The organism is Mycoplasmopsis sturni DSM 22021 (assembly GCF_000701485.1).
In the GTDB taxonomy this organism is placed as follows: domain Bacteria; phylum Bacillota_I; class Bacilli_A; order Mycoplasmatales; family Metamycoplasmataceae; genus Mycoplasmopsis; species Mycoplasmopsis sturni.
In genome coordinates, this window is the sequence record NZ_JNIZ01000003.1 from 48509 (window position 1) to 69194 (window position 20686).

At 29.2% G+C, this 20686-nt stretch carries 18 protein-coding genes and 6 tRNA genes; 7 read left to right on the top strand and 17 right to left on the bottom strand.

Features of this window, described 5'->3' with window-relative positions; translation table 4 throughout:
* Nucleotides 1-673: 673 nt before the first annotated feature.
* The 6 genes from dnaK to ptsP all read right to left on the bottom strand — a co-directional run bounded on the left by dnaK (nucleotide 674) and on the right by ptsP (nucleotide 8008).
* Nucleotides 674-2467, bottom strand: a complete 1794-nt coding sequence (dnaK, locus tag Q349_RS00275) for a molecular chaperone DnaK (protein WP_036463635.1) — start codon at nucleotides 2465-2467, stop codon at nucleotides 674-676.
* 99 nt (nucleotides 2468-2566) lie between these two features.
* Nucleotides 2567-3442 carry a nucleotide exchange factor GrpE gene (grpE, locus tag Q349_RS00280; protein ID WP_036463638.1) on the bottom strand — a complete coding sequence of 292 codons (876 nt, stop codon included), beginning with the start codon at nucleotides 3440-3442 and terminating at the stop codon, nucleotides 2567-2569.
* A gap of 1 nt (nucleotide 3443) precedes the next feature.
* A complete protein-coding gene (locus Q349_RS00285; RefSeq protein ID WP_036463641.1) occupies nucleotides 3444-4430 on the bottom strand; it encodes a hypothetical protein in 987 nt (328 codons plus the stop codon).
* A 72-nt stretch (nucleotides 4431-4502) separates the two neighbouring features.
* Nucleotides 4503-5387, bottom strand: coding sequence for a DNA-binding protein WhiA (gene whiA / locus Q349_RS00290; protein WP_036463644.1), 885 nt, complete (start codon nucleotides 5385-5387; stop codon nucleotides 4503-4505).
* A 4-nt stretch (nucleotides 5388-5391) separates the two neighbouring features.
* Nucleotides 5392-6207 carry a DNA adenine methylase gene (locus tag Q349_RS00295; protein ID WP_036463647.1) on the bottom strand — a complete coding sequence of 272 codons (816 nt, stop codon included), beginning with the start codon at nucleotides 6205-6207 and terminating at the stop codon, nucleotides 5392-5394.
* A gap of 97 nt (nucleotides 6208-6304) precedes the next feature.
* Nucleotides 6305-8008 (bottom strand): phosphoenolpyruvate--protein phosphotransferase, encoded by a 1704-nt coding sequence (ptsP, locus tag Q349_RS00300; protein ID WP_036463650.1) that lies wholly within the window; start codon nucleotides 8006-8008, stop codon nucleotides 6305-6307.
* Between the two features lie 533 nt (nucleotides 8009-8541).
* Between ptsP and Q349_RS00305 the strand changes: the two genes are divergently transcribed.
* The 6 genes from Q349_RS00305 (at nucleotide 8542) to Q349_RS00330 (ending at nucleotide 10705) form a co-directional block, all read left to right on the top strand.
* Nucleotides 8542-8616: transfer RNA gene (locus Q349_RS00305), tRNA-Asn, on the top strand.
* 4 nt (nucleotides 8617-8620) lie between these two features.
* Nucleotides 8621-8696, top strand: a tRNA-Glu gene (locus tag Q349_RS00310).
* 5 nt (nucleotides 8697-8701) lie between these two features.
* Nucleotides 8702-8777: transfer RNA gene (locus Q349_RS00315), tRNA-Val, on the top strand.
* A gap of 2 nt (nucleotides 8778-8779) precedes the next feature.
* Nucleotides 8780-8855 (top strand) — tRNA-Thr (locus Q349_RS00320).
* Between the two features lie 39 nt (nucleotides 8856-8894).
* A tRNA-Leu gene (locus tag Q349_RS00325) sits at nucleotides 8895-8978 on the top strand.
* Between the two features lie 71 nt (nucleotides 8979-9049).
* The gene (locus tag Q349_RS00330; RefSeq protein WP_036463652.1) at nucleotides 9050-10705 is read left to right on the top strand and encodes an MAG3240 family lipoprotein; all 1656 of its coding nucleotides are present in this window, start codon (nucleotides 9050-9052) and stop codon (nucleotides 10703-10705) included.
* Nucleotides 10706-10781: 76 nt separating this feature from the next.
* Here Q349_RS00330 and tig read toward each other — a convergent pair whose 3' ends face one another.
* The 11 genes from tig to gltX form a co-directional block, all read right to left on the bottom strand.
* Nucleotides 10782-12110: a trigger factor gene (gene tig / locus Q349_RS00335; RefSeq protein ID WP_036463654.1), complete on the bottom strand. Its 1329-nt coding sequence runs from the start codon at nucleotides 12108-12110 to the stop codon at nucleotides 10782-10784.
* 68 nt (nucleotides 12111-12178) lie between these two features.
* Nucleotides 12179-13609 (bottom strand): Asp-tRNA(Asn)/Glu-tRNA(Gln) amidotransferase subunit GatB, encoded by a 1431-nt coding sequence (gene gatB / locus Q349_RS00340; RefSeq protein ID WP_036463657.1) that lies wholly within the window; start codon nucleotides 13607-13609, stop codon nucleotides 12179-12181.
* Complete coding sequence (locus Q349_RS00345; RefSeq protein ID WP_036463659.1) at nucleotides 13609-14919, bottom strand: amidase family protein; 1311 nt, start codon at nucleotides 14917-14919, stop codon at nucleotides 13609-13611. Before Q349_RS00345 ends, gatB begins: the two co-directional genes overlap by 1 nt.
* Nucleotides 14919-15221: an Asp-tRNA(Asn)/Glu-tRNA(Gln) amidotransferase subunit GatC gene (locus Q349_RS00350; RefSeq protein ID WP_036463661.1), complete on the bottom strand. Its 303-nt coding sequence runs from the start codon at nucleotides 15219-15221 to the stop codon at nucleotides 14919-14921. Before Q349_RS00350 ends, Q349_RS00345 begins: the two co-directional genes overlap by 1 nt.
* Before the next feature lie 9 nt (nucleotides 15222-15230).
* Nucleotides 15231-16073: an RluA family pseudouridine synthase gene (locus tag Q349_RS00355; protein ID WP_036463664.1), complete on the bottom strand. Its 843-nt coding sequence runs from the start codon at nucleotides 16071-16073 to the stop codon at nucleotides 15231-15233.
* A 30-nt stretch (nucleotides 16074-16103) separates the two neighbouring features.
* Nucleotides 16104-16676 (bottom strand): SMC-Scp complex subunit ScpB, encoded by a 573-nt coding sequence (scpB, locus tag Q349_RS00360; protein WP_036463667.1) that lies wholly within the window; start codon nucleotides 16674-16676, stop codon nucleotides 16104-16106.
* Nucleotides 16666-17400 (bottom strand): segregation/condensation protein A, encoded by a 735-nt coding sequence (locus Q349_RS00365; protein ID WP_036463670.1) that lies wholly within the window; start codon nucleotides 17398-17400, stop codon nucleotides 16666-16668. Before Q349_RS00365 ends, scpB begins: the two co-directional genes overlap by 11 nt.
* Complete coding sequence (locus tag Q349_RS00370) at nucleotides 17393-18157, bottom strand: lysophospholipid acyltransferase family protein (RefSeq protein ID WP_051616711.1); 765 nt, start codon at nucleotides 18155-18157, stop codon at nucleotides 17393-17395. The genes Q349_RS00365 and Q349_RS00370 overlap by 8 nt, the downstream gene beginning before the upstream one ends.
* Before the next feature lie 12 nt (nucleotides 18158-18169).
* Nucleotides 18170-18472 carry a 4'-phosphopantetheinyl transferase superfamily protein gene (locus tag Q349_RS00375; protein WP_036463673.1) on the bottom strand — a complete coding sequence of 101 codons (303 nt, stop codon included), beginning with the start codon at nucleotides 18470-18472 and terminating at the stop codon, nucleotides 18170-18172.
* An 85-nt stretch (nucleotides 18473-18557) separates the two neighbouring features.
* Complete coding sequence (locus Q349_RS00380) at nucleotides 18558-18977, bottom strand: hypothetical protein (RefSeq protein ID WP_036463676.1); 420 nt, start codon at nucleotides 18975-18977, stop codon at nucleotides 18558-18560.
* Entirely contained in the window at nucleotides 18970-20382 is a 1413-nt protein-coding gene (gltX, locus tag Q349_RS00385) for a glutamate--tRNA ligase (RefSeq protein ID WP_036463680.1), read from the bottom strand. The genes Q349_RS00380 and gltX overlap by 8 nt, the downstream gene beginning before the upstream one ends.
* Nucleotides 20383-20479: 97 nt before the next feature.
* On the opposite strand from gltX, the gene Q349_RS00390 reads away from it, so the two are divergent.
* A tRNA-Lys gene (locus tag Q349_RS00390) sits at nucleotides 20480-20555 on the top strand.
* Nucleotides 20556-20686: the final 131 nt, after the last annotated feature.

Below are 20686 nucleotides of genomic sequence, written 5' to 3' on the forward strand. Positions count from 1 at the left end.
GAAAAAGAAATATTCATACAAACAAATAATATCTTCCTATAATAGCCAAAGAAAAACGTCTAAAACCTTGGAATTCGCCTCGAAAAAGCATTTTATGTTTTTAGTAATATTTATATTTTAATTTAAAAAATTTAACCGTTTCTGCAAGTCTTTTTCTATCAATGAAATAATAAATCATAGCGCTAATAAAATAAAATATAAATAAGAAAAACAACACAATAGAATAAATATGTATTACTGAAACATTCATAGATTAACCTAAAAACACTTAATTTATTTGCTTAAATAGTATCGATATTTTATTTGAACTATAGTTAAAGTTATTTTTTTCAATGTCCAAAACTTTTAATATTTGGATATTTTTTTAACTCCCTTGGTAATTGTGCTTCAAAATAAAAACTTATTATTGTAATTTGCTATTTTTATTTATTCATTTTTTAAGAGTTAATGCTTTTTATAGAATTATTAGTAGCTTTATCCATTTAAATTTTAAAAGTTTTACTGACAATTGATTATTAACCTTAAGCCAATTAAATCAACGGCTCATTTAAAATAGCATTTTTGCATTAATATCGCTTTTTAAGCTTTTTTATATTTTAATTATAAACGTAACAAATATTATTTTCTTCAATTAAATAAAAAAACTCACAAAAGTGAGTTTTTTTATTTATTATTATTCTTCAACAACGGTTGCTTCATCTTCTTGTGAATTATTTTGAGATGCCTCGCTAGCTTGTTGTTGAGCAGCATAGTTAGCGAAATCTTTCATAACATTTTCAACTTGGTCAAGTTTTTCCTTAAGAGCTTGGATATCTTTTTTCTCAACAAGTTCTTTAAGTTCTTTTACAAGTTTTTCTGACTCTTCTTTTGCTTTTGCATCTGCTTTATCACCTTGTTCGCTCATTGCTTTTTCAATTTGAGCAATAAGTGATTCTGCACGAACAATGGTTTCTGCTTCTTCTTTACGTTTTTTATCAGCTTCTTTGTTTTCTTCTGCTTCTTTGATCATTCTTTGAATTTCTTCATCACTTAATTTTGATGAGTTTTCAATAGTAATGGTGTTAGCTTTGTTAGTTTTTAAGTCTTTTGCGGTAACGGTTGTAATTCCATTAACGTCAATTGAGAAAGTAACTTCGATTTGAGGAACTCCTCTAGGAGCTGGTTCAATCCCTCCAAGGTTGAATTGTCCAAGTAATTTGTTATCGTTGGCCATTTCTCTTTCACCTTGAACTACACGAATAGTAACTTCACTTTGGTTATCTGCAGCAGTTGAAAACACTTGTGATTTAGTTGCTGGAATAGTTGTATTTCTTGGAATAAGAGGTGTTGAAATTCCACCCATAGTTTCAATTCCTAATGTTAATGGTGTAACATCAAGAAGTAAAACATCATCGATTTCACCGGCTAAAACTCCACCTTGAATTGCTGCTCCAATTGAAACAACTTCATCAGGGTTAATTGAACGGTTAGGTTCTTTACCTAAAGTTCTTTTAACAAGTTCTTGAACCGCTGGCATTCTTGTTGAACCACCAACAAGTAATACTTCATGTAAATCAGCAGCTGTAATATTTGCTTCTCTTAATGCATCTTCAATTGGTTTTCTAGTTCTATCTAATAAGTTAGCAGTCATTGCTTCAAAATCACTTCTTTTAAGTTCTAACTCTACGTTAACAGGTCCGCTTGCAGTAACTCCTAAAAATGGTAAATTAATGCTTGCTACTGATTGAGCTGAAAGATCGATTTTTGCTTTTTCGGCTGTTTCTTTAAGTCTAAACATTGCCATTTTATCTGATTTTGCATCAAAATTATATTTGTCTTTAATTTCTTTAATCATTCAATCTACAATAGCATGATCTCAATCATCTCCACCAAGATGGTTATCTCCACTAGTTGAAAGAACTTCAAAGGTTCCATTTTCAAGTTCTAGAACAGAAACGTCAAAGGTTCCTCCCCCAAGGTCATAAACAAGCACCTTCATTGCTTTATCGGTTTTATCAAGTCCAAATGCAAGAGCGGCAGCTGTTGGTTCGTTAATGATTCTTAATACATCAAGACCTGCGATTTTTCCTGCAATCTTAGTAGCTTCTCTTTGTGCATTATCAAAGTAAGCTGGAACAGTAATTACTGCTTTAGTTACTTTTTTACCAATTTTAGCTTCTGCATAATCTTTTAAATATGAAAGAATCATTGCTGAAACTTCTTCTGGTTTATATTCTTTATTATTTGCATGAACTGTTTTATTAGTTCCCATTAATCTTTTAATAGAAACGATGGTATTTGGGTTTGTTTCTACTTGTCTTTTAGCAGCGTCCCCAACAATAATTTCACCATTTCTAAAAGAAACAACTGATGGAGTTGTTCTTTTTCCGTTTGGGTTTTCTAAAACAACTGGTTTTTTATTTTCGATAATTGAAACAACTGAGTTAGTTGTTCCAAGGTCAATTCCTAATACAATTTCTTTAGCCATTCTCAATCTCCTTACACATGTCAAAACATGATATTTGATTATTTAATTATTAATATTATAACATATTTTTTAGCAATCAAAGTAATTAATTGCTAAATTTTATAATTTATTTACTTTTACCTGAGCTGGCACAATAACTCTGCCATTTATTCCCATTCCTAATCTAACTACTTGAACAATTGTTTCGTGTTCTAATGATGAGTCACTAACAAAATCAATAGCTTCTTCTTGATGAGCATTAAATAAAGCACCAACAGTTGGTCTAATTAAAGTAATTCCATTACTTTCAAAGGCTTGCTCAAATTGGTTGGCGATCATAGTAAAGCCTATACAGTAATTTCTTACTTGATCAATATCTGAATTTTCACCTGCTTTAATAGCAAGAACAAAGTTATTAAATGGCAACGCTAAGTCTTGAATTAAATTTTGGTTTGAAAATTTAATTGCCTGATCTTTTTCGGCATTTAGTTTAGCTGTGGCTTGCGCCACTTTTTCTTCGATTAAATCTTTTGCTTTTCTTGAGGCTTCCTCAATTTTTGCTTTAAAAGAAATTTCATTAATTTTAATATCAGTTTCTAATTTCTGGTTTCTTTGAATTAATTCGGCCACTTGTTTTCTTAGTGCTTCAATTTCTGCGTTTTGATTTTCTTTAAGATTTAGTTTTGGCCTAGCCTTAGTATTTGTCTCATGATTTGGATGAAGAGTGATATTAACATTATTTATAGAAACTTCTAAAGTTTGATTTCTTAATTTTTCGTTTGTAAAATCTGGCGAAATATTAATGCTAAAAGCATAATGACGTTTAAACTTTTGACCAATTAATGCTGAATCAATTTCAGGTAATAAATCGTTTTCTCCTATAACAATTGATTTTGCACCACTTAATTCAGGTAGAATTTCTCCATTTAAAGTTACTTGAAACTCTCCATTAAGTACATTTCCTTCTTTAATTTTCTTGATACTATAATTTCTCATTTTATTTCTCCTTTTTGAAGATTTTTTCTATCAAAGCAATGGCTGCCTTCATTTCACTAAAATTAGCATTATGGTTTCCAATAATTGAAATTTCAGTCATTCCATTATTAGTTTGAATCCGTTTTGAGATATATGAATTAGTTCGACTAACTTCAATTTTCATTTGTTCTTGCTCATCCATCTTTTCTTCAATTTGCTCTCAAATTGAAAAATTCTCGATTTGATACAACAAAATATCAATTTCTTCGCGAGTTATTTGTTTATTTAAAATTAGTTGATTTTTTCCATAGACATTATTTTTAGTTTTAATAGTATTAAACACTTTATCTACAAATTGATGGATAACTTGCATGTAATTATTAATTTGTTGTTTAAGAACCATTTTTAATTGATTTGTTTTATAAACTAATTCATCAATTGATGAACCAATTAGATGCTCTTGAAAGACTCTAACAGCTACTTTTAAATCATTAATTTGAACTTCTTTAGGATTAATTTTAATAATTTTTGAATAGGCTTCTCCATTTGATACAACCATAACAACTGTTGCGGTAGTATCATCAATTACGACTAAATTGATCCCTTTTAAAATTAATGATTTATCAAATTTTGTTGTAATTAAAGTTAAACCAGTAATATCAGAAATGGCTTCTACTGCTTGTGAAACAGTGACATTAAATGAATCTTCTTTTTTTAGAAATTCTTTCTTTAATCTGGTTTCGAGCGCTTTTTCATTTGCCTTAGCAATATATTTAGCGTAGTAGCTGAGTCCTTGCGGAGTTGGAATACGCCCACTTGAACTATGTGCTTTTTTTAAATACTCCATAGTTTCAAGCTCATTCATTAAATACCTTAATTTAGCGCTTGAAAATGTAATATTTGGATTACTTTTAATTAACTGATTACTTGAAACAGGAGCATTTGTTTTAATGTACTCTTCAATTGTTCAGGTAAGAACACACTCGAGCTTTTCTTTAATTTTGTTCATAAAATAATTTTAGCACAATTTAGCAAATCATAAAGTAAATTGCTAAATTATTTAAATTAAAAAACTCAATTGCTAAGACAATTGAGTAGTTTTATGATCTTCGACAACTTTCTTTAATTTAATATTTCAATGATTTAAACCTGACTTGGAAATAAAAATATTGTGCTCACTTTCTAGTTTTTCTCGGATTTGATTTAGAGAAAATTCAGGATTTTCAAGTCTTAAACGAAAAAAAACCATTTCATTTTCCGAAAAATGATTCTCTAAATTGTGTTCAAAAACATATAGTATATAAGAAATATAATCAATTGAAACTTTTGCGATCTTTTGTAAATTTGCAAAATCAAGGTTATTAATTCGGTTAACGGTATTTTTCATATCTCTACTAATTTTTAAGTCAAGAAAATGTGAGTACGCTCGTATTGCTTCAATGGCACTTAAAAATTCTAATAAGGTATCAGAACTTCTAAGATAAATAAAAGACTTATTTTGTTGTTTTTTATATTTAAAGTTGAAATTATATTGATTTAAAAAGGTTTGAATTTGAAGAAGAATTCCTTCGTTTTTGCTTGATAATTCAAGATAATAAGAGGTTTTATCTAAATTAGAAACAGATCCTGTTGCGTAGAAAAAGCCTGCAAAAAAAAGCGACATAACGTTATGGTACTTATTAAAATCTATTTCTCGGATGTTAAAATAAGGATTTTCATCAATAGTAATTGTTTTTCACAAATTACCTTTTGTTGTAAAATCTCATTTTAATTTCTTTAAAAAGTTTTCTACATGCTTGAACACCAATGGGTCTTTAACTTGAAACTCAAGATAACTAGGGTTCTTGTGAATATGCGAAATAGCAAATAAAAAACCATCCATAAACACTTGTATTTCTTTGATTTTTTTAGGTTTTTGAATGATTTCTTTTTTGATTTTACTTGTAAATGAATTTTTTTGCATCATTGATTTAATAATTAGTAATAATTAATTCTTCACCAGCTCTTTTGTCACCTTTAGAGTTAATCAATCGTTTAGTTTGTAACACCTCAATCTTATAGTCTTTATAAAGTTCTTGAATTAAATCAGTATTATTGTTAGTGATCATAACAAAACAACCTTTTTGGTCCAGTTTCTTGAAAACAGAAGATAAACGAACATGATCATCATAACTAAAGCCTTCTTTAGTATACGAATCAAATGAAGTTGCTTTAAGCGGAGCATAGGGACTATCAAAAAAAATAAAATCCCCAGGTTGAGCATCTTTAACCGCTTCTTCAAAATCAACATTAGTAATTTGAACATTTTGTAAAAATTGACTTAATTTAAGCAAATTTTCGGGATCGGCACTTTGAATTTTGGCTTTGTTATTAAAAGGAACATTAAAAAGACCTTTTGAATTAACGCGATAAAGACCATTAAAACATCTTTTATTTAAATAAATAAATAAAGCAGCGTTAAACAAATCCAATTCCTGATTGAGCAACTTTTGGTTAAAAAGATCTCTAAAATAGTAATAATCATCTTTTGAGATTGAAAAATGGTCCATAATTTGGAGCATGTCAACTAGTTCTTTTGGAGACTTTTTGACAATTTCAAAAGCATTAATTAACACATCATTAATATCATTAATAAAAGCCTTTTGTGGTTGAATTGCAAGTAAAATTGCACCTCCGCCAACAAATGGTTCATAATAATTATTAAATTGTTTTGGCATTCTTTTTTGAATTTCAGTAATTAATTGCCGCTTTCCTCCGACTCACTTAACAAAAGGGTGTAATTCCATAATGCTCCTTTTTTAAATTCTTAATATCATTATACTTGAAATTTAGTTGAATAAATAAGTCAGGTGAAGAAAAATCCATCTAATGATGGATTTTTTATTATTTGGTTACATTTTTAAATAATTCTTTGACTTGCTCTTCAGTATCTAATTCAAGAGCTTTGTGGGCTAATTCTTTCATTTCCGCATAGCTAAGTTTTTGCACAAGTTCTCTACTTGCTAAAACACTTGAAGCAGACATTGAAAACTCATCAAGTCCAAGTCCAAGTAAAATTGGAAAGGCTTCTTTATCACCGGCCATTTCACCGCACATTCCAGCTCATTTACCATGTTTGTGAGCTCCATCAATTACCATTTTAATTAATCTTAAAATTGATGGATTAAGTGGTTGATAAAGATATGAAATATTTTCGTTCATTCTATCAGCAGCCATTGAGTATTGAATTAAGTCGTTTGTTCCAATTGAAACAAAGTCTGCATACTTACAGAATTGGTCAGAAAGAACCGCAGCAGCTGGAGTTTCCATCATAAGACCAACTTCAATTTCGTTTTTTGGTGCAACATTTGGATATTGTTTAACTACTTCTTCGTATGCTTCTTCAAAAACTTTTTTAGCATCTAAAAATTCTTGCACATTGGTAATCATTGGGAACATAATTCCAATTTTTCCAAATTCACTTGCACGAACTAAAGCTTTTAATTGGGTTTTGAAGATATCTTTGTTTTGTAAACAAAATCTAATTGCACGGTACCCTAAGAAAGGATTTAACTCATAAGGGAATTTAAAGTATTTTAAAGTTTTATCACCACCAATATCTAATGTTCTAATAACAACTTTTTTACCTTTCATACCTTGTGCAACTTCTTTGTAAGCTGCAAATTGTTCTTCTTCAGTTGGTCAGTTTTCATTATCCATATATAAGAATTCAGATCTGAACAACCCAATAGCTTCTGCATCATTTTCAACAACGCTTGCTAAATCTTTTGGAGTCCCAATATTAGCAGCTAATTCGATTTTATGTCCATCTTTTGAAACTGACGCTTTTCCTTTAAGAGCGCTTAAACGTTCTAAGTATTCTAAGTAAGCTGTTTGAGCTTTTTTGTATTCTTCTAATTGAGTCGAATCAGGGTTAACAATTACTTCTCCTTTTGAACCATCCAAAGCAATTAAATCACCTGATTGTGCTTTTTCCATAATTGAGTTTGTTCCTACAACAGATGGAATTCCTAAACTACGAGCCATAATAGCTGTATGTGAAGTAGTCCCACCGATATTGGTTACAAAACCTTTAACAAATTGTTTATTAAGTTGTACAGTTTGACTTGGCGAAAGGTCTTCAGCAATAATAACTACTTCTTCGTTAATTGCACCTAAATCGGTTTCAACAACACCTTGAACAGCAAAAATAAGTTTCTTAGATACGTCATTAACATCAGCTACTCTTTCACGCATGTATTCATCATCCATTGCAGCAAACATTTCAGCAAATTGTTTATAGAAAGTTTCAATAGCAAATTCAGCTGTATATCCTTGATTTGAAATAAAATCAACAATTGAACTATTAGCATATTCATCAGTTACAAAATTTGCATGAGCTTCAAAAATCGCTGCATGTTCTGGGTCAGCTGCTAATGCTTTTGTTTTTGCAATACCTGCTAAAACCACTTCTTTGGCTTTTTCGTAAGCTTTTAAAGCTTCTTCTTTATTTTGGGTTTGTTGTTCATATTTAACATGAACTTCTTCTATTTTAAAAGCTTTTGCGATTGCCACACCTTTTGAGGCTCCGATACCTTTAATTTTCATAAGTATCTCCTTAAACTTAAATATAGTATTTTATGTAATTAAATAATATAAGTATTTTATATATTGACCTTTTATTTTGAGTGCTTTATTTTTTTAATATGAAACCGTTTCCATATTTAGAAAGTTGCTTTTCTTGATTTAAAACAACTAAAATTACCGATTTTAATCTAGTAATTAAATTAGTTAATAATACCTAAAATTATTAATATTTATATTTAGATTATAAATAAAATATGATTAGTTTGTTTGAGTTCATAAACTCACAATTAAATATTTTATTTTTATATTTTTATATGATTTCTTAAATTTTAAAAATTTATAAAACAGATTTTTAGAATTTTAACTTTAACTATCAAAATAAAATTATTTAAAAAAATAAAAAAAATACTTTGAACTATTTAAAAATTATGGTATTATTTGTTAGCAATCACATTAGGCGGTGTTTGTACAAGAATCAATATAAATAAAATAAATAATTAAAAAATATTTTGATAATAATTTTTTAATGTTATAATATTTAAGCTAAGCAAATTGCCGATTTAGCTCAGCGGTAGAGCAGCTGGCTGTTAACCAGTTGGTCGTTGGTTCAATCCCAATAATCGGCGCCATTATGGTCTGTTGGTGAAGCGGTTAACACACATGGTTTTCATCCATGCATACACGGGTTCGATCCCCGTACAGACTGCCATTTATGGAGAATTAGCTCAGTTGGGAGAGCGTCGCCCTTACAAGGCGAATGTCATGGGTTCGAGTCCCTTATTCTCCACCATTGCCGTCTTAGCTCAGTTGGTAGAGCAACTGACTTGTAATCAGTAGGTCGTAGGTTCGAGTCCTATAGACGGCACCAATAAGCTTAGCGCTTTTTTTATTACTTTTTTTCGTTTGTGCGCGGGTGGTGAAATTGGCAGACACGCTAGATTTAGGCTCTAGTGCCTCCGGCATGAGGGTTCGAGTCCCTCCTCGCGCACCAATTAATTTATAAAATGGCTCACGGTGTGAGTTTTTTTATTTTTTTGTATATAATGTAAAAAAGGAATATTAATGAAAAAAGTTAAATTATTGTTTACTGCACCGATAATCTTCTCACCAATTTTGGCAATTAGTTGTTCGCAAGATCAAATAGACTTTCAATATAAAGAAGATGTTTTTCAAATGGCAGAAAATCCTGAACAACTCCAGACGCTTTTGGCTAACGGTATTTTTTTTCAAAAAGAAAAAGAAGTTAAATTAAATACTAATCAAATCCAAAGTTTAGTTAAAAACTTTCACAAAAATAACACCGAATCAAAAGTTACTTTGGAAGCACTTTATGATTTATCTTCAGTAGATATGCAAAAACTTAATATTTTTGGTTTATCATACTTAAAAGAAATCAAAAAAGAAGCCAAATTTACTACAAATTTACAAGCAATAATTTATGATATTCTATTAAACACTAATTATTATAGTTTCATTTTTCCTAATTTACTATCTCCAGACAACATTAGACTACAAGCTTGAAAAATTAACCAAGAACAAAAAACTTATTTTGAAGTTTTACTTAAATTTTATTTGCAAGGCCTTAAAATTAAAGACTTAGATTCTGTTAAAGTAACCTTTAACGATTTAGGCAAAATAAATATTGCTCTATTGGATTCAAATCAAAATTATTTATTTAATAATTGACAAAACATTAATTTTGAATTACCTAAATTTAAGGATTATAATAAAAACAAGACTTTTCCAAATAAGTTTGAATTAAACATCAATGATTCAGAAATTTTATTTAATGAATATATCAAAAATCATAGTTTATCCTTTAAAAGCAATCCTTTATTACTTAATACAGTCGAAAATATAATTGATAATGTTCCAATCTATAAAAGAGCTACATCAAAAGGATTGATCTCGACCCTTTACAAAATGCAAGATTCTATCGAGATTAAAGTTCCTTTTTATAAGCAAGATGAGGATCTCAAATATCAAATTAATTGACCAAAAACACTCGAGCATCCTTGAACTAATTTCTTAAATAATTCATACACAATTGTCCCATTATATATTGATGTTTTCAAAAAAAACGGAACAGTGCAAACTTATAAGTGATACTCTATTGATTTTAACAACCATAGACATATTTTTGATGGATTTTACCTTGAACCAAATCTAGATTTTGACATTCAAAAAAAATATTCACTTGTTAATTTTAGTCAGTTTGAACAAAACCAAGAAATGCATTTTGACTCGCAAATTAATTTAAAAAGTTTTTTAGATACCAATTTATTAAATATTTTAAATTTTTATCTCAATGATAATTTTGATAATTTATCACTTTGAAATGGACAAAGTATGAATAATTTTGATCCATTTAATTTTCAAAATAAATTTACTTCACATCAACAATTTAATTTTTTATCAACCTTAATTAGCTTAATTTTAAATTCCTTTTTATATTCTTTTGAAAGCAACAAATTAATTGAACCTATTGTTGCAAACTTTAGTCAAATCCAAATTAATAATCAGCAAGCAGGAACAATTGAAACAAATCTTGAAATTAGAAAACTGCGTGATTCTCAATTAATCTATAAATCACCCAAAATTCTTATTTCAGGTTTTAATGGCTTTAATTTAGATAATCTAAAAGAATTTAAAAAAGAGTATTCTGAGACCAATTTTAAAGTTTCTTATCCATTTGCCAGCTGGTATAAAAAAATATAAAAAGCGCTTACTTAAAGCGCTTTTTATATTTGTAATAAAAAAGAACACTAAGTTCAGTGTTCTTTTTTATAAATTATTATTTTAAAAGTCTAGCAAATGCACTTTCAAGAACTTTTTCATCGCCTTTGCCAATTGCTTTAGCTAAAGCAACAAAGTATTTTTGAGAAGCAACAAGATTTTTCTTGATTTCATCATTTACACCTTGTAAGTTAAATTCAAGATCTTTGTATTCTTCTTCTTTTACTTCTGTTGGGTAGAATCTTTGAGCTAATTCTGCTCTTAAAATATCTAATTTAGCTTGTTTTTCGGCTTGTTCTTTTAATTCTGCATCTAATTTTTCTTGTGTTGAATGAATCAATTTAAGATATTCGTGTTTTTTCACACCAAGTGAAGAAAGTGATTTTGTAAAGTCTTTTTCAAGTTGCTTGAATTTTTCATCAACTATTTTCTTAGGAAGAGTGAAGGTATTGTTTGCAAGAAGTTCATCAATAACACCTTGAACATAAGCTTCAACTCCTTTGTTTCATGCTTCGTATGTTTCTTTTTCTTTAAATAGAGTTTTAAATTGTTCTAAGTTTTCAACACCTGGTCACCCTAATAATTTAACATATTCTTCTGTAATTTCAACGTCTTTATTTCTTACAAATGAGTTAATTTTTACTTCAAATAAAGCTTCTTTGTTTCTAAAGTCTTCTACATAGTATGTATCTGGGAAAGTAACTTTAACCTCAACTTGTTCACCAGCTTTTTTGCCTGTAAGTTGATCTTCAAATCCTGGAATAAATGAATTTGAACCTAAAACAAGGTCATATTCTTCAGCTTCACCACCTTCAAATGGTTCATTATTAATAAATCCTTTGAAATTGATATTTACTGTGTCACCTGTTTTGGTTAATTCTTCTGATCCTTCGGTAAATTCTTCTTTTTTAGCAAAAGGAGCTAAAAATTGTTTCATTGCTTTTTCAATTGTTTCTTCATTTGGTTCAGAAATTTCAGCTTTAGTTGTTACTTTTGAGAAATCTAAACTGCTTAAATCAGGTAATAATTCATAAAGGTATTTAATTTCAAATTCATTAACTTCTTCTGCGTTAAATCCATCAGTATTTACAGTAGGAGCATCTAAAATTACTCTTTTACTGTCTTTGCTAAATTCAAAAGCTTGTTTTTGTGCTTCTAAATAGAATTTTTTTGCAAAGAAGTCTAATGTATCAGTAATTAATGCGTTTAAATTAACTCTAGCATTTAATTCTTTTAAAGGAGCTTTTCCTGGTCTAAAACCTGGCACTTTAACTTTTTTAATAGCTGCATTATAAAGTTTATCAAACTGCGCTTTGTACTCTTCTTTTGAAATTTTTGTTGAAACGACTAAGAGGTTTTTTTCTTCGTCAAGTTTAGTTGTAAACATAATATCTCCTTAATGTTTAAAATATAAGTATATTTTACCTTATTTTTCCTAAAATGCGTTTTTTTCCGTTAATTACTTTCGAATTTTTTATCTAATTCTTCTTTTGTAATCTCATCACTTAAAATAGGGTTAACTTGCCCTCCGGTTTGTTTCATTAAAGAACCTAAAACAAATTTTAAAACCCTTTCTGGACGGCTAGGGTATTCGGCAACCAAAGCTTCATTAGTATTAATAATGTCAACGACAATATTTCTAATCTGTTCAGGGTCTGAAATTTGTTTGAGTTTGTGCTCTTCAAGTAGTTGATCTAAATTCCCTTTTGGGTACCCTACTAAAAGAGGGATTAATTTTTTAATTGATTTTCCTGAAATAATACCTTGATCTAAAAGGTTAATTGAATGAGTTAGGTTTGAAGGGTCAATTCCTAATTTTGTAACATGAGTTTCTTTGGCGTTAGCAAGGGAAACAACTTCAGCAAAAAAAAGTTTAGCTAATTTTTCCTTATCAGGATATTCAATAGAATCAAAATATTTAGCTAGCTCTAAGTCATCTACCAAGGTTTGAATATAAATATTTTGAATATTTGCATCTAAATATCTTTGCTCTTTTTCTAAAGGCAACTCTTTTAACTTAACATCATCAATAAATTTTTGAGAGAGTTTAATAAAAGGAATATTTGGATCTGGAAAGTATTTATAATCCACTGTCCCTGTTTTCGTACGCATTACAATATTTGAATTAGTTGTAGCATCAAAACGTTTGGTTTGTTGCAAGATAATTTCGTTTTTAAGCAATTTTTCGCTTTGTATTTTTTGCTCAAATTCAATGGCTTTTTTAACATTTGAAAGCGAGTTCATATTCTTAATTTCAACTTTTGTTCCGAATTTTTCTGTCCCAAAAGGTCTTAAAGAAATATTAATATCAGCTCTTAGAGAACCTTCTTCAAGCTTACCATCTGAAATTTCAAGACATGAGACAGTTTTACGGATCATATCAATATAAGCAACCGCTTCCTCGGCACTACGAATAACAGGATAAGTTACAATTTCAATTAAGGGCACTCCTGCACGATTGTAATCTAATTTAGTTGTGCCATCAATATGATTTTGTTTTGCTGTGTCTTCTTCAAGGTGAATTCTCTCGATCTTAATATCTTTTGTCCCTTGAGAAGTTTTAATTGTTAAACTACCATTTGACCCGATAGGACGGTAAAATTGAGTAATTTGGTATCCTTTTGGCAAATCAGGATAAAAATAATTTTTTCGATCAAAATGTAATTCATCATCGATTTCCATTTTAAGTGCTTTTGCTAAAGCAATTGCAAATTGCACTGCTTGTTTATTAACTTGTGGTAAGGTTCCTGGATAACCTAAATCAATTTGATTCGCACATGTATTTGGTTGTGCATTAAAATCAATTTTAGCCGGCGAAAACATTTTGGTATTTGTTTTAAGTTCAACGTGAATTTCAATTCCGATAATTGTTTCAAAATTAACCATTATTTACCTCCTAAAATTGATTCAACTCATAAAGCGTATTGTAAAAGCTTACTGTCTTGATAAATTCCTGCTTCTAGCTCAAGATTAAAGGGCATTTGATCTTTAAAGCCTAATGGCATTGAAAGAGAAGGATTCCCGGCTAAGTTAGCACCAGTTAAAATATAATCCATGACATCATAAGATACATCTTCTCCAATTTTAGGAGCCTTAGAAGCAAAAGAAGGAAAAATTACTAAATCTGCACTTTCATGAAGACTATTTAAATAATCCTTAATTACTCTACGAACTTTTTGCGCTTTAATAAAGAGTTCTTCTTGGTTTTCACTGTGCAAGAAATATGAACCTAATGCAAGACGCTCACTTACCATTTTCCCGAATTTTTCGCTACGAGTACGAGTCATAATTTCTTCTCAATTTTGCCCTTGAACTCTTTCACCAAAAGCAATCCCATTTAAATTTGCTAAGTTTGATGAAGCTTCCGAGAAACTTACAACTTGGTAAACTGGTTTAATACATCTTAGAATGTCTAAATTAGGTTTAATTACATCAACTTGAACACCTTCGGATTTAAATTTTTCAATCACTTGATTAAATGCTTGATTTACTTCTAAAACACAAAACTCACTAAAATCAAGAGCTAAAATAGTTTTAGGTTTACGTGCTTCAATAGCGCCTAATGGAACATCAACTGAAGTCATATCTTTAAAATCTTTGCCAAAAGTAGCTTTTGAAACCATAAATAAATCATTAACATTATGAGCAAAATAAGCTACCGTATCAAGAGAAGAAGCATAAGCAAACATTCCATAGCGAGAAATAGCTCCATATGAAGGTTTAAAACCAAAAATACCATTATATGAAGCTGGAAGTCTAACACTATCTCCCGTGTCACTTCCTAAGGCAAATGAAATGTTACTTGTAAAAGTTGCAGCAGATCCTGAAGAACTTCCTCCAACTAAATATAAATGATTAAGAGGATTCTTAATAATTCCGTATGCACTATAAAGACCGGTTCCACCAAGTGCTAATTCATCATTGTAAACTTTTCCAACGGCTATAGCTCCTTGGTCAAATAGTTTTTGTACCACTGTTGCATTATATCCTGGCTGAAAGTTATCCAAAATTAATGAAGAAGATTTGGTTTTTCCTTCTTTAGTTGCATAGACATCTTTTATAGTAAAAATGGCATTATCTAAAATTCCGCTTCCTTGTTTTTTAAAATCATATACTTCCGAAACAGCATTGTTTTTGTCGTTTCTTAGCTCCTGCTGGGCAATTTCAAAATCACCTAGTATTTGAATCTTTTCCATTATTTAACCACCCTAGTTGTAATAATATACTCTTCATCAGAATCTTTTGCATTTTGAAGAATTTGTTCTCTTGAAATTGAATACGATGTATCTTCGATATCTTCTCTGAGAAAATCCACAAGAGGTTCTTCATTTAAATGCGTTAAAGGTTTAACATTGACTAAATCAAGTTTGTCAAATTTCTTTAATTCTTTTTGTAAGTTCATTCAATTCTCTAAAATATTATCAAGAACTGCTTCTGAAGGTTCAAACATAATTGAAGAAACAATTTCTTTTAACTGTTCTTTTGTCATTTCTTTCATAATTTTCTCCTATCACTTAATTGGGGCTCAAAATTCCATTTTATTTAAATACGCTAATTCGTTATCTAAATGACTCAATTTAAGGTATCAAGCATGCAACATAAGACGAGATGCTTTTTTGCCACCATATTTTCTATCCCCATAAATTGGACAATTTAAATATTTTAATGTCAAGCGAATTTGATGTTTTCTCCCAGTTAAAATTTGTGCAATTTTTTTGTTTCCATCCATTGTAAAAAGAGTTGTTCCTTCTTTTGAACCCTCAACATAATTTTTTGAAACTTTTTGTTTTTGAGATTTTTGATCTTTATAAAAATACAAACTCACTTTTTGATTATTAGGAACAAAATCACTGTAAAATTGGTATTTTTTAACAAAATATTGTGTTTTTTCATTTAACATTTTTACAGTTTGATAATTTTTTCCATAAACCATCAATCCACTTGTTTCTTTATCAATTCGACCGATGTGACTAGGAATAAAACTATCGCTTTTTTTATATTTTAAATATGCTAACACTTGGTTATCAAGCGAATTTTCTTCGCTATGAACAGAAATTCCTGGTTTTTTGTTAATAATTAGTAAATTATCATCTTCATAAACAATACTTAACTCATTATAAAGAGGAGCATATTGAATTTCTTTTTGAGCATCTGATACTCCATAAATAACAATGTAATCACCTTCTTTAATTTTATAATCTTTACTTACATTACGAACGTTATTAACTTTAATATCTTTCTTTCGAAAAATCCGCTCAATTCTGCTTATTGGTAAATTATTGAGGTATTTTTGAACAACTTTAAACAAAGTGCGTGAATGATCATTTTTTGTTGCATTAATTTCAAACATATTTTTCCTTTTAATAAAAAAGAGACTCTTTTAGTCCTCTCTTTGTGACGAGAATAAATCAAAATTGCTTTGTTCATTCTCTAATCCTTCAACATAATTAAAATCATTAAGTTTAGGTAAATCTCGCATAGAAGTAATTTTAAAGTAATCATAAAACTTATTAGTTACTCCATATAAAACAGGATTTCCTGGCGTAGAGGCCACCCCAACTTCTTCAATAATTCCTTTAAGAAGTAAAGTATTGACTACTTGCTCGGAAGCTACACCTCTAATTGAATTTATTCCACCTTTTGTAATTGGTTGACGATAAGCGACAATCCCTGCAACTTCAATGGCAGCATTTGAAAGACGTTGCTTATTAGTTACAGATACAAGTTTGGTAATGGTCTCTTTAACTGATTCACGAGTTGCTAATTTATAAACTTCATTAAAATTCACTACTTTAATTCCTAAATCCATTTCATTAAATTGACGGTGAAAATCTTGAAGTAATTTCTTTGCTTCAGAAATTGTATTTAAAGAAAAAAGTTCTTTGACTTGTTCTAAAGTAATTCCATCTTCTCCCTGAAAATATAAAATTGCCAACAATTTTTTATTGTTCATATTCACTTCCTTTTGTTAATATCAAGATTTCTTCTTCGTCTTCATGAATTATAATTTGTTGTTGTCTAGATAAATCTAAAATAGCAAGAAAAGTAATAACAAAATGACTTAACGAGGGTAGATTAAAAACCATTTGAGCAGTTACTTTTTCATGTTCATTTAAAAGTTTTTTAATAAATGGTATTTGATCGCTAGGAGATAATTTGATCGTATTAATTTTAGTGCTTCTTAGTTTTTGAGCATACACACGCTCAAACATCTTATGCATAACATTAATAAGTTTTATTGCATTAGAATGACCATCTAACCTTGAATCATCTAAATCAACAAGATACTCATCAGGATTGCTTCTTTTTTTCATAAAAAGATCTTGTCGTTCTTGCTCTTTAATTTTTAAATCTTCTTTAACTTCTTTAAATTTTTGATATTCAATAAGTTGTTGAATTAAAATTTCTTTTTCTTGTTGGACTTCTTCAATCTCTTCAGGTTCTTTTAAAACCATTTTAGATTTAAGGTTAATCAAAGTTGCAGCCATTAAAAGATAATCACCCGCTAAATCAATTTCGTGCTCTTTAATTTGATTTAGAATTTCTAGATATTGGTTAGCCAACTCAACAAGATCAACTTCCATAATGCTGATTTTTTTATCTTTAATTAAAGCAAGTAAAAGATCAAGTGGACCATTAAATTCATTGATTTTAAAAGTGTATTCCTGATTATTCATTATCTATTTTAAGTTCCTTAGCAATTAAAGCACGCACCTGCGCGGCCATTCCTTTAGGCTCTTGACTCATAAAAAGAACTGGCTTAATTGGTTTTAAAAAGGTGACTGTTACTGTAACTCTTCCTTTTCTATTTTTCTCAAAAACTGCTTCAGCATTGTCAATAGCTACTGGTACAACTGGTAAAAAGTTATTTTTAGCTATTTTAAAGGCACCAGATTTAAACTCACCTAATTTATTACCTTTAATTCGTGTGCCTTCTGGAAAGACAACCCCTAGTGTTCTGTTATTTTTAACAAAATCTCCAAAAGCATTCATTTTTTGAGCATAATCTCTAAAGTTATCTCTTTGAATTGTAAAAGTATTAAGAGTATACATAATTCTTTTTAATCAAAAGTTATCATTAAGTTCTTCTTTGGCTACAAATGTTGCAATTGGGTTTTTAACATTAACATCTTCAGTTTGCTTTTCTAATGCAGCAAAAAGAGCAAGCAAATCTGCATAAGACTTATGATTAGGTACTAAAATTGCGCTATTTTTTGGTAAGTCTTCATAACCTTTGACCACAAGATCTACATTATATAATTGAAGTGCTTTCTTAGCTAATTTAAGATAATAATCATTTCTAAATTGTGCGCCCAATCCTTCAGGATCGCGTTTATATTTACGATATGTCGAAATGATTTTTCTTGCTCTAAATAATCACGGAAGAGCAAAAATAATTTTCTTTAAGGTTATATTAACAGTTGGTTTTTTCATTCTTTCTCCTCTTTATCGAATCACAAAAGCTATTAAATAATCACCTTCATGAGAAATACTAATTTTAAAATCCTTAAAAGTTCATCTTTTATTGATTTTTTTTAATGTGATTTTCTGAAACTCAGCATAAGTATTATCAGCTTTAAAAATTGCTTCTTTAATTGCTCATGCTCTTGCTAAATACAACGGTTGATTTTCGCTTTTTTCCCTCATAAATTCGAACAATTCATCTTCAGACAAGATTCGCTTGGCGAATTTATAATCTTTATTTTTAAAGCGGCTTATTCTTGTTATATCTACACCGTTTGTTTGCATAAATTTATTATATTATAAAAAGTATCTTTTTCTTTGGTAATATTGAAACAAAAAAGGTCATAAATGACCTTTTTATTATTAAAAATTATTCAGGAGAAATAGTTAAGCTAATCTCAAATTGACCCATTTCAATTTTCTTACCATCAACTTTTTGATAAATTTCATATTTAAATTTATAAAGGCTATTTTTATCATCTACATTTTCAGTATATGAATGAATTTTACTAAAAAATTCAAATGACTTAGCATTAATACCATCATTTAACTCAAAAAGATTTAAAGTAGCTTGTTCAGGATCTTTGTTAATATACAAACTTGTAGGTCCAGCAAAAATATTAATTCTTTCATTTGAAATTTCAATTCTATTGGCAATTCCTTGGCTTGGTTCATTAAATGTAAAAACACGATATTCTTCAAATGAAGAAATATCAACTGGAGCTGTAAATTCTATCGGTTTATCTACTCCATTTTGATAAACTAATGATTGAAATTTAATTTTAAACATATAAATTTAGCCTTTCTAAAATAACTTCTTCACCAAATAAATAAATTGCTTTTGAAAGCTCTGGTCCATGCTCACTTGAAGTTGCTGCCAAACGGATTGGCATAAAAAGTTTTTTACCTTTAACACTTAAGTTAAGCGAAACTTGATTAATTGCTTGTTGAATATTTTCAATTGTAAAGTTGTCTTTAGTGCAATTTTGTTTAAATAATTTTTTAAATTCAAGAGCAACTTTTAAGTCTTCTTCGCTTAATTGAATTTTTTCAATTATCGGTGTAACATAACCTTTTAATTGTTCATTAATTTCTGAATAAGTAACTGCGCTTTGCTTAAATGTCTCAACAAATAAATTCAATCATTCACTTGAGAAAGTCTCGGTGTTTTGAAGATGAGCAATAATTCTTTGGTTATCTAACTTTTTAAGATATTGTTTTGAAAATCAGTTCATTTTTGAAATATCAAATTTAGAAGGACTTTTTGAAAGTCGATTTGGATCGAATTTAGAAATTAATGTTTGCATATCCATCATTTCACTTGCGTCTTCGCTAGTTCAACCTAGTAAAGCAAGAAAGTTAAAAATAGCTTCCGGAATATATCCTTCATTTTTATAATCTTCAATAAATTGTTTTAATGAAGTGTCACGTTTTGAAAGTTTTTTACCTTCCATATTTGTGATAATAGTCATATGTCCAAAGCGAGGAGATGTTCAGTTAAAGTATTTATAAAGCATTAATTGTTTAGGCGTATTTCCAATGTGTTCTTCACCCCGTAATACATGCGAAATTTCCATATCATGGTCATCAATTACAACCGCAAAATTATAAGTTGGATATCCATCTGATTTTATAATAACTCAATCCCCAATTTCACTTGAATTAAAACTAATTGGACCTCTAACAATATCATCTCAAGCAAGCTCGACATCTTTAGGCATACTTAAGCGAATTGAGTAGGCTTTTGCTTCATCACGTTTGGTTTTTTCTTCTTCTGTAATTTTTAGTCAATTGCGATCATATCTAAATGATGGAATTCCTTTTTGATCAGATTCTAATTTTTGAGCTTCTAATTCTTCAGTAGTATCATAAGCTTTGTAAGCAAACCCTAAATCAATAAGTTTGTGAGCAAATTCTAAATAACGATTTAGTTTTTCACTTTGGCGATAATTACCATATTGCGATTTAGGTTTTAAAGGACTTTCATCAGGAATAATCCCAAGTCACTCTAAGTTTAAAAGTTGTGATTCTTCACCTTTTTCGACATTTCTTTTGATATCGGTGTCTTCAAGACGAAAAATGAAATCACCCTGAAAATGCTTAGCAAATAAAAAATTAAATAAAGCTGTTCTAGCTCCACCAATATGTAAATATCCGGTAGGACTAGGTGCATATCTTGTACGAATTTTTTGCATTATTACCTCAAGAATATTTTAATTAATATTAAGTTTTTAAATTATAGTACTTATTTAATTAAAAATTACATGAAAATCATCTATAATTTTAATATAAGCACCGTTAGCTCAGTTGGCAGAGCAACTGGCTCTTAACCAGTGGGTCACAGGTTCGAGGCCTGTACGGTGTACCATATAACCCCTCAAAGGGGTTTTTTATCGCAATTTTATGTGAAATTTTTCAGTTAATGAGCGATTTTAGTTGTCTAATTACCTAAAAAGTGGTTTAATTATAATTGATAGTCTTTTTGACAAGACTTTTTTT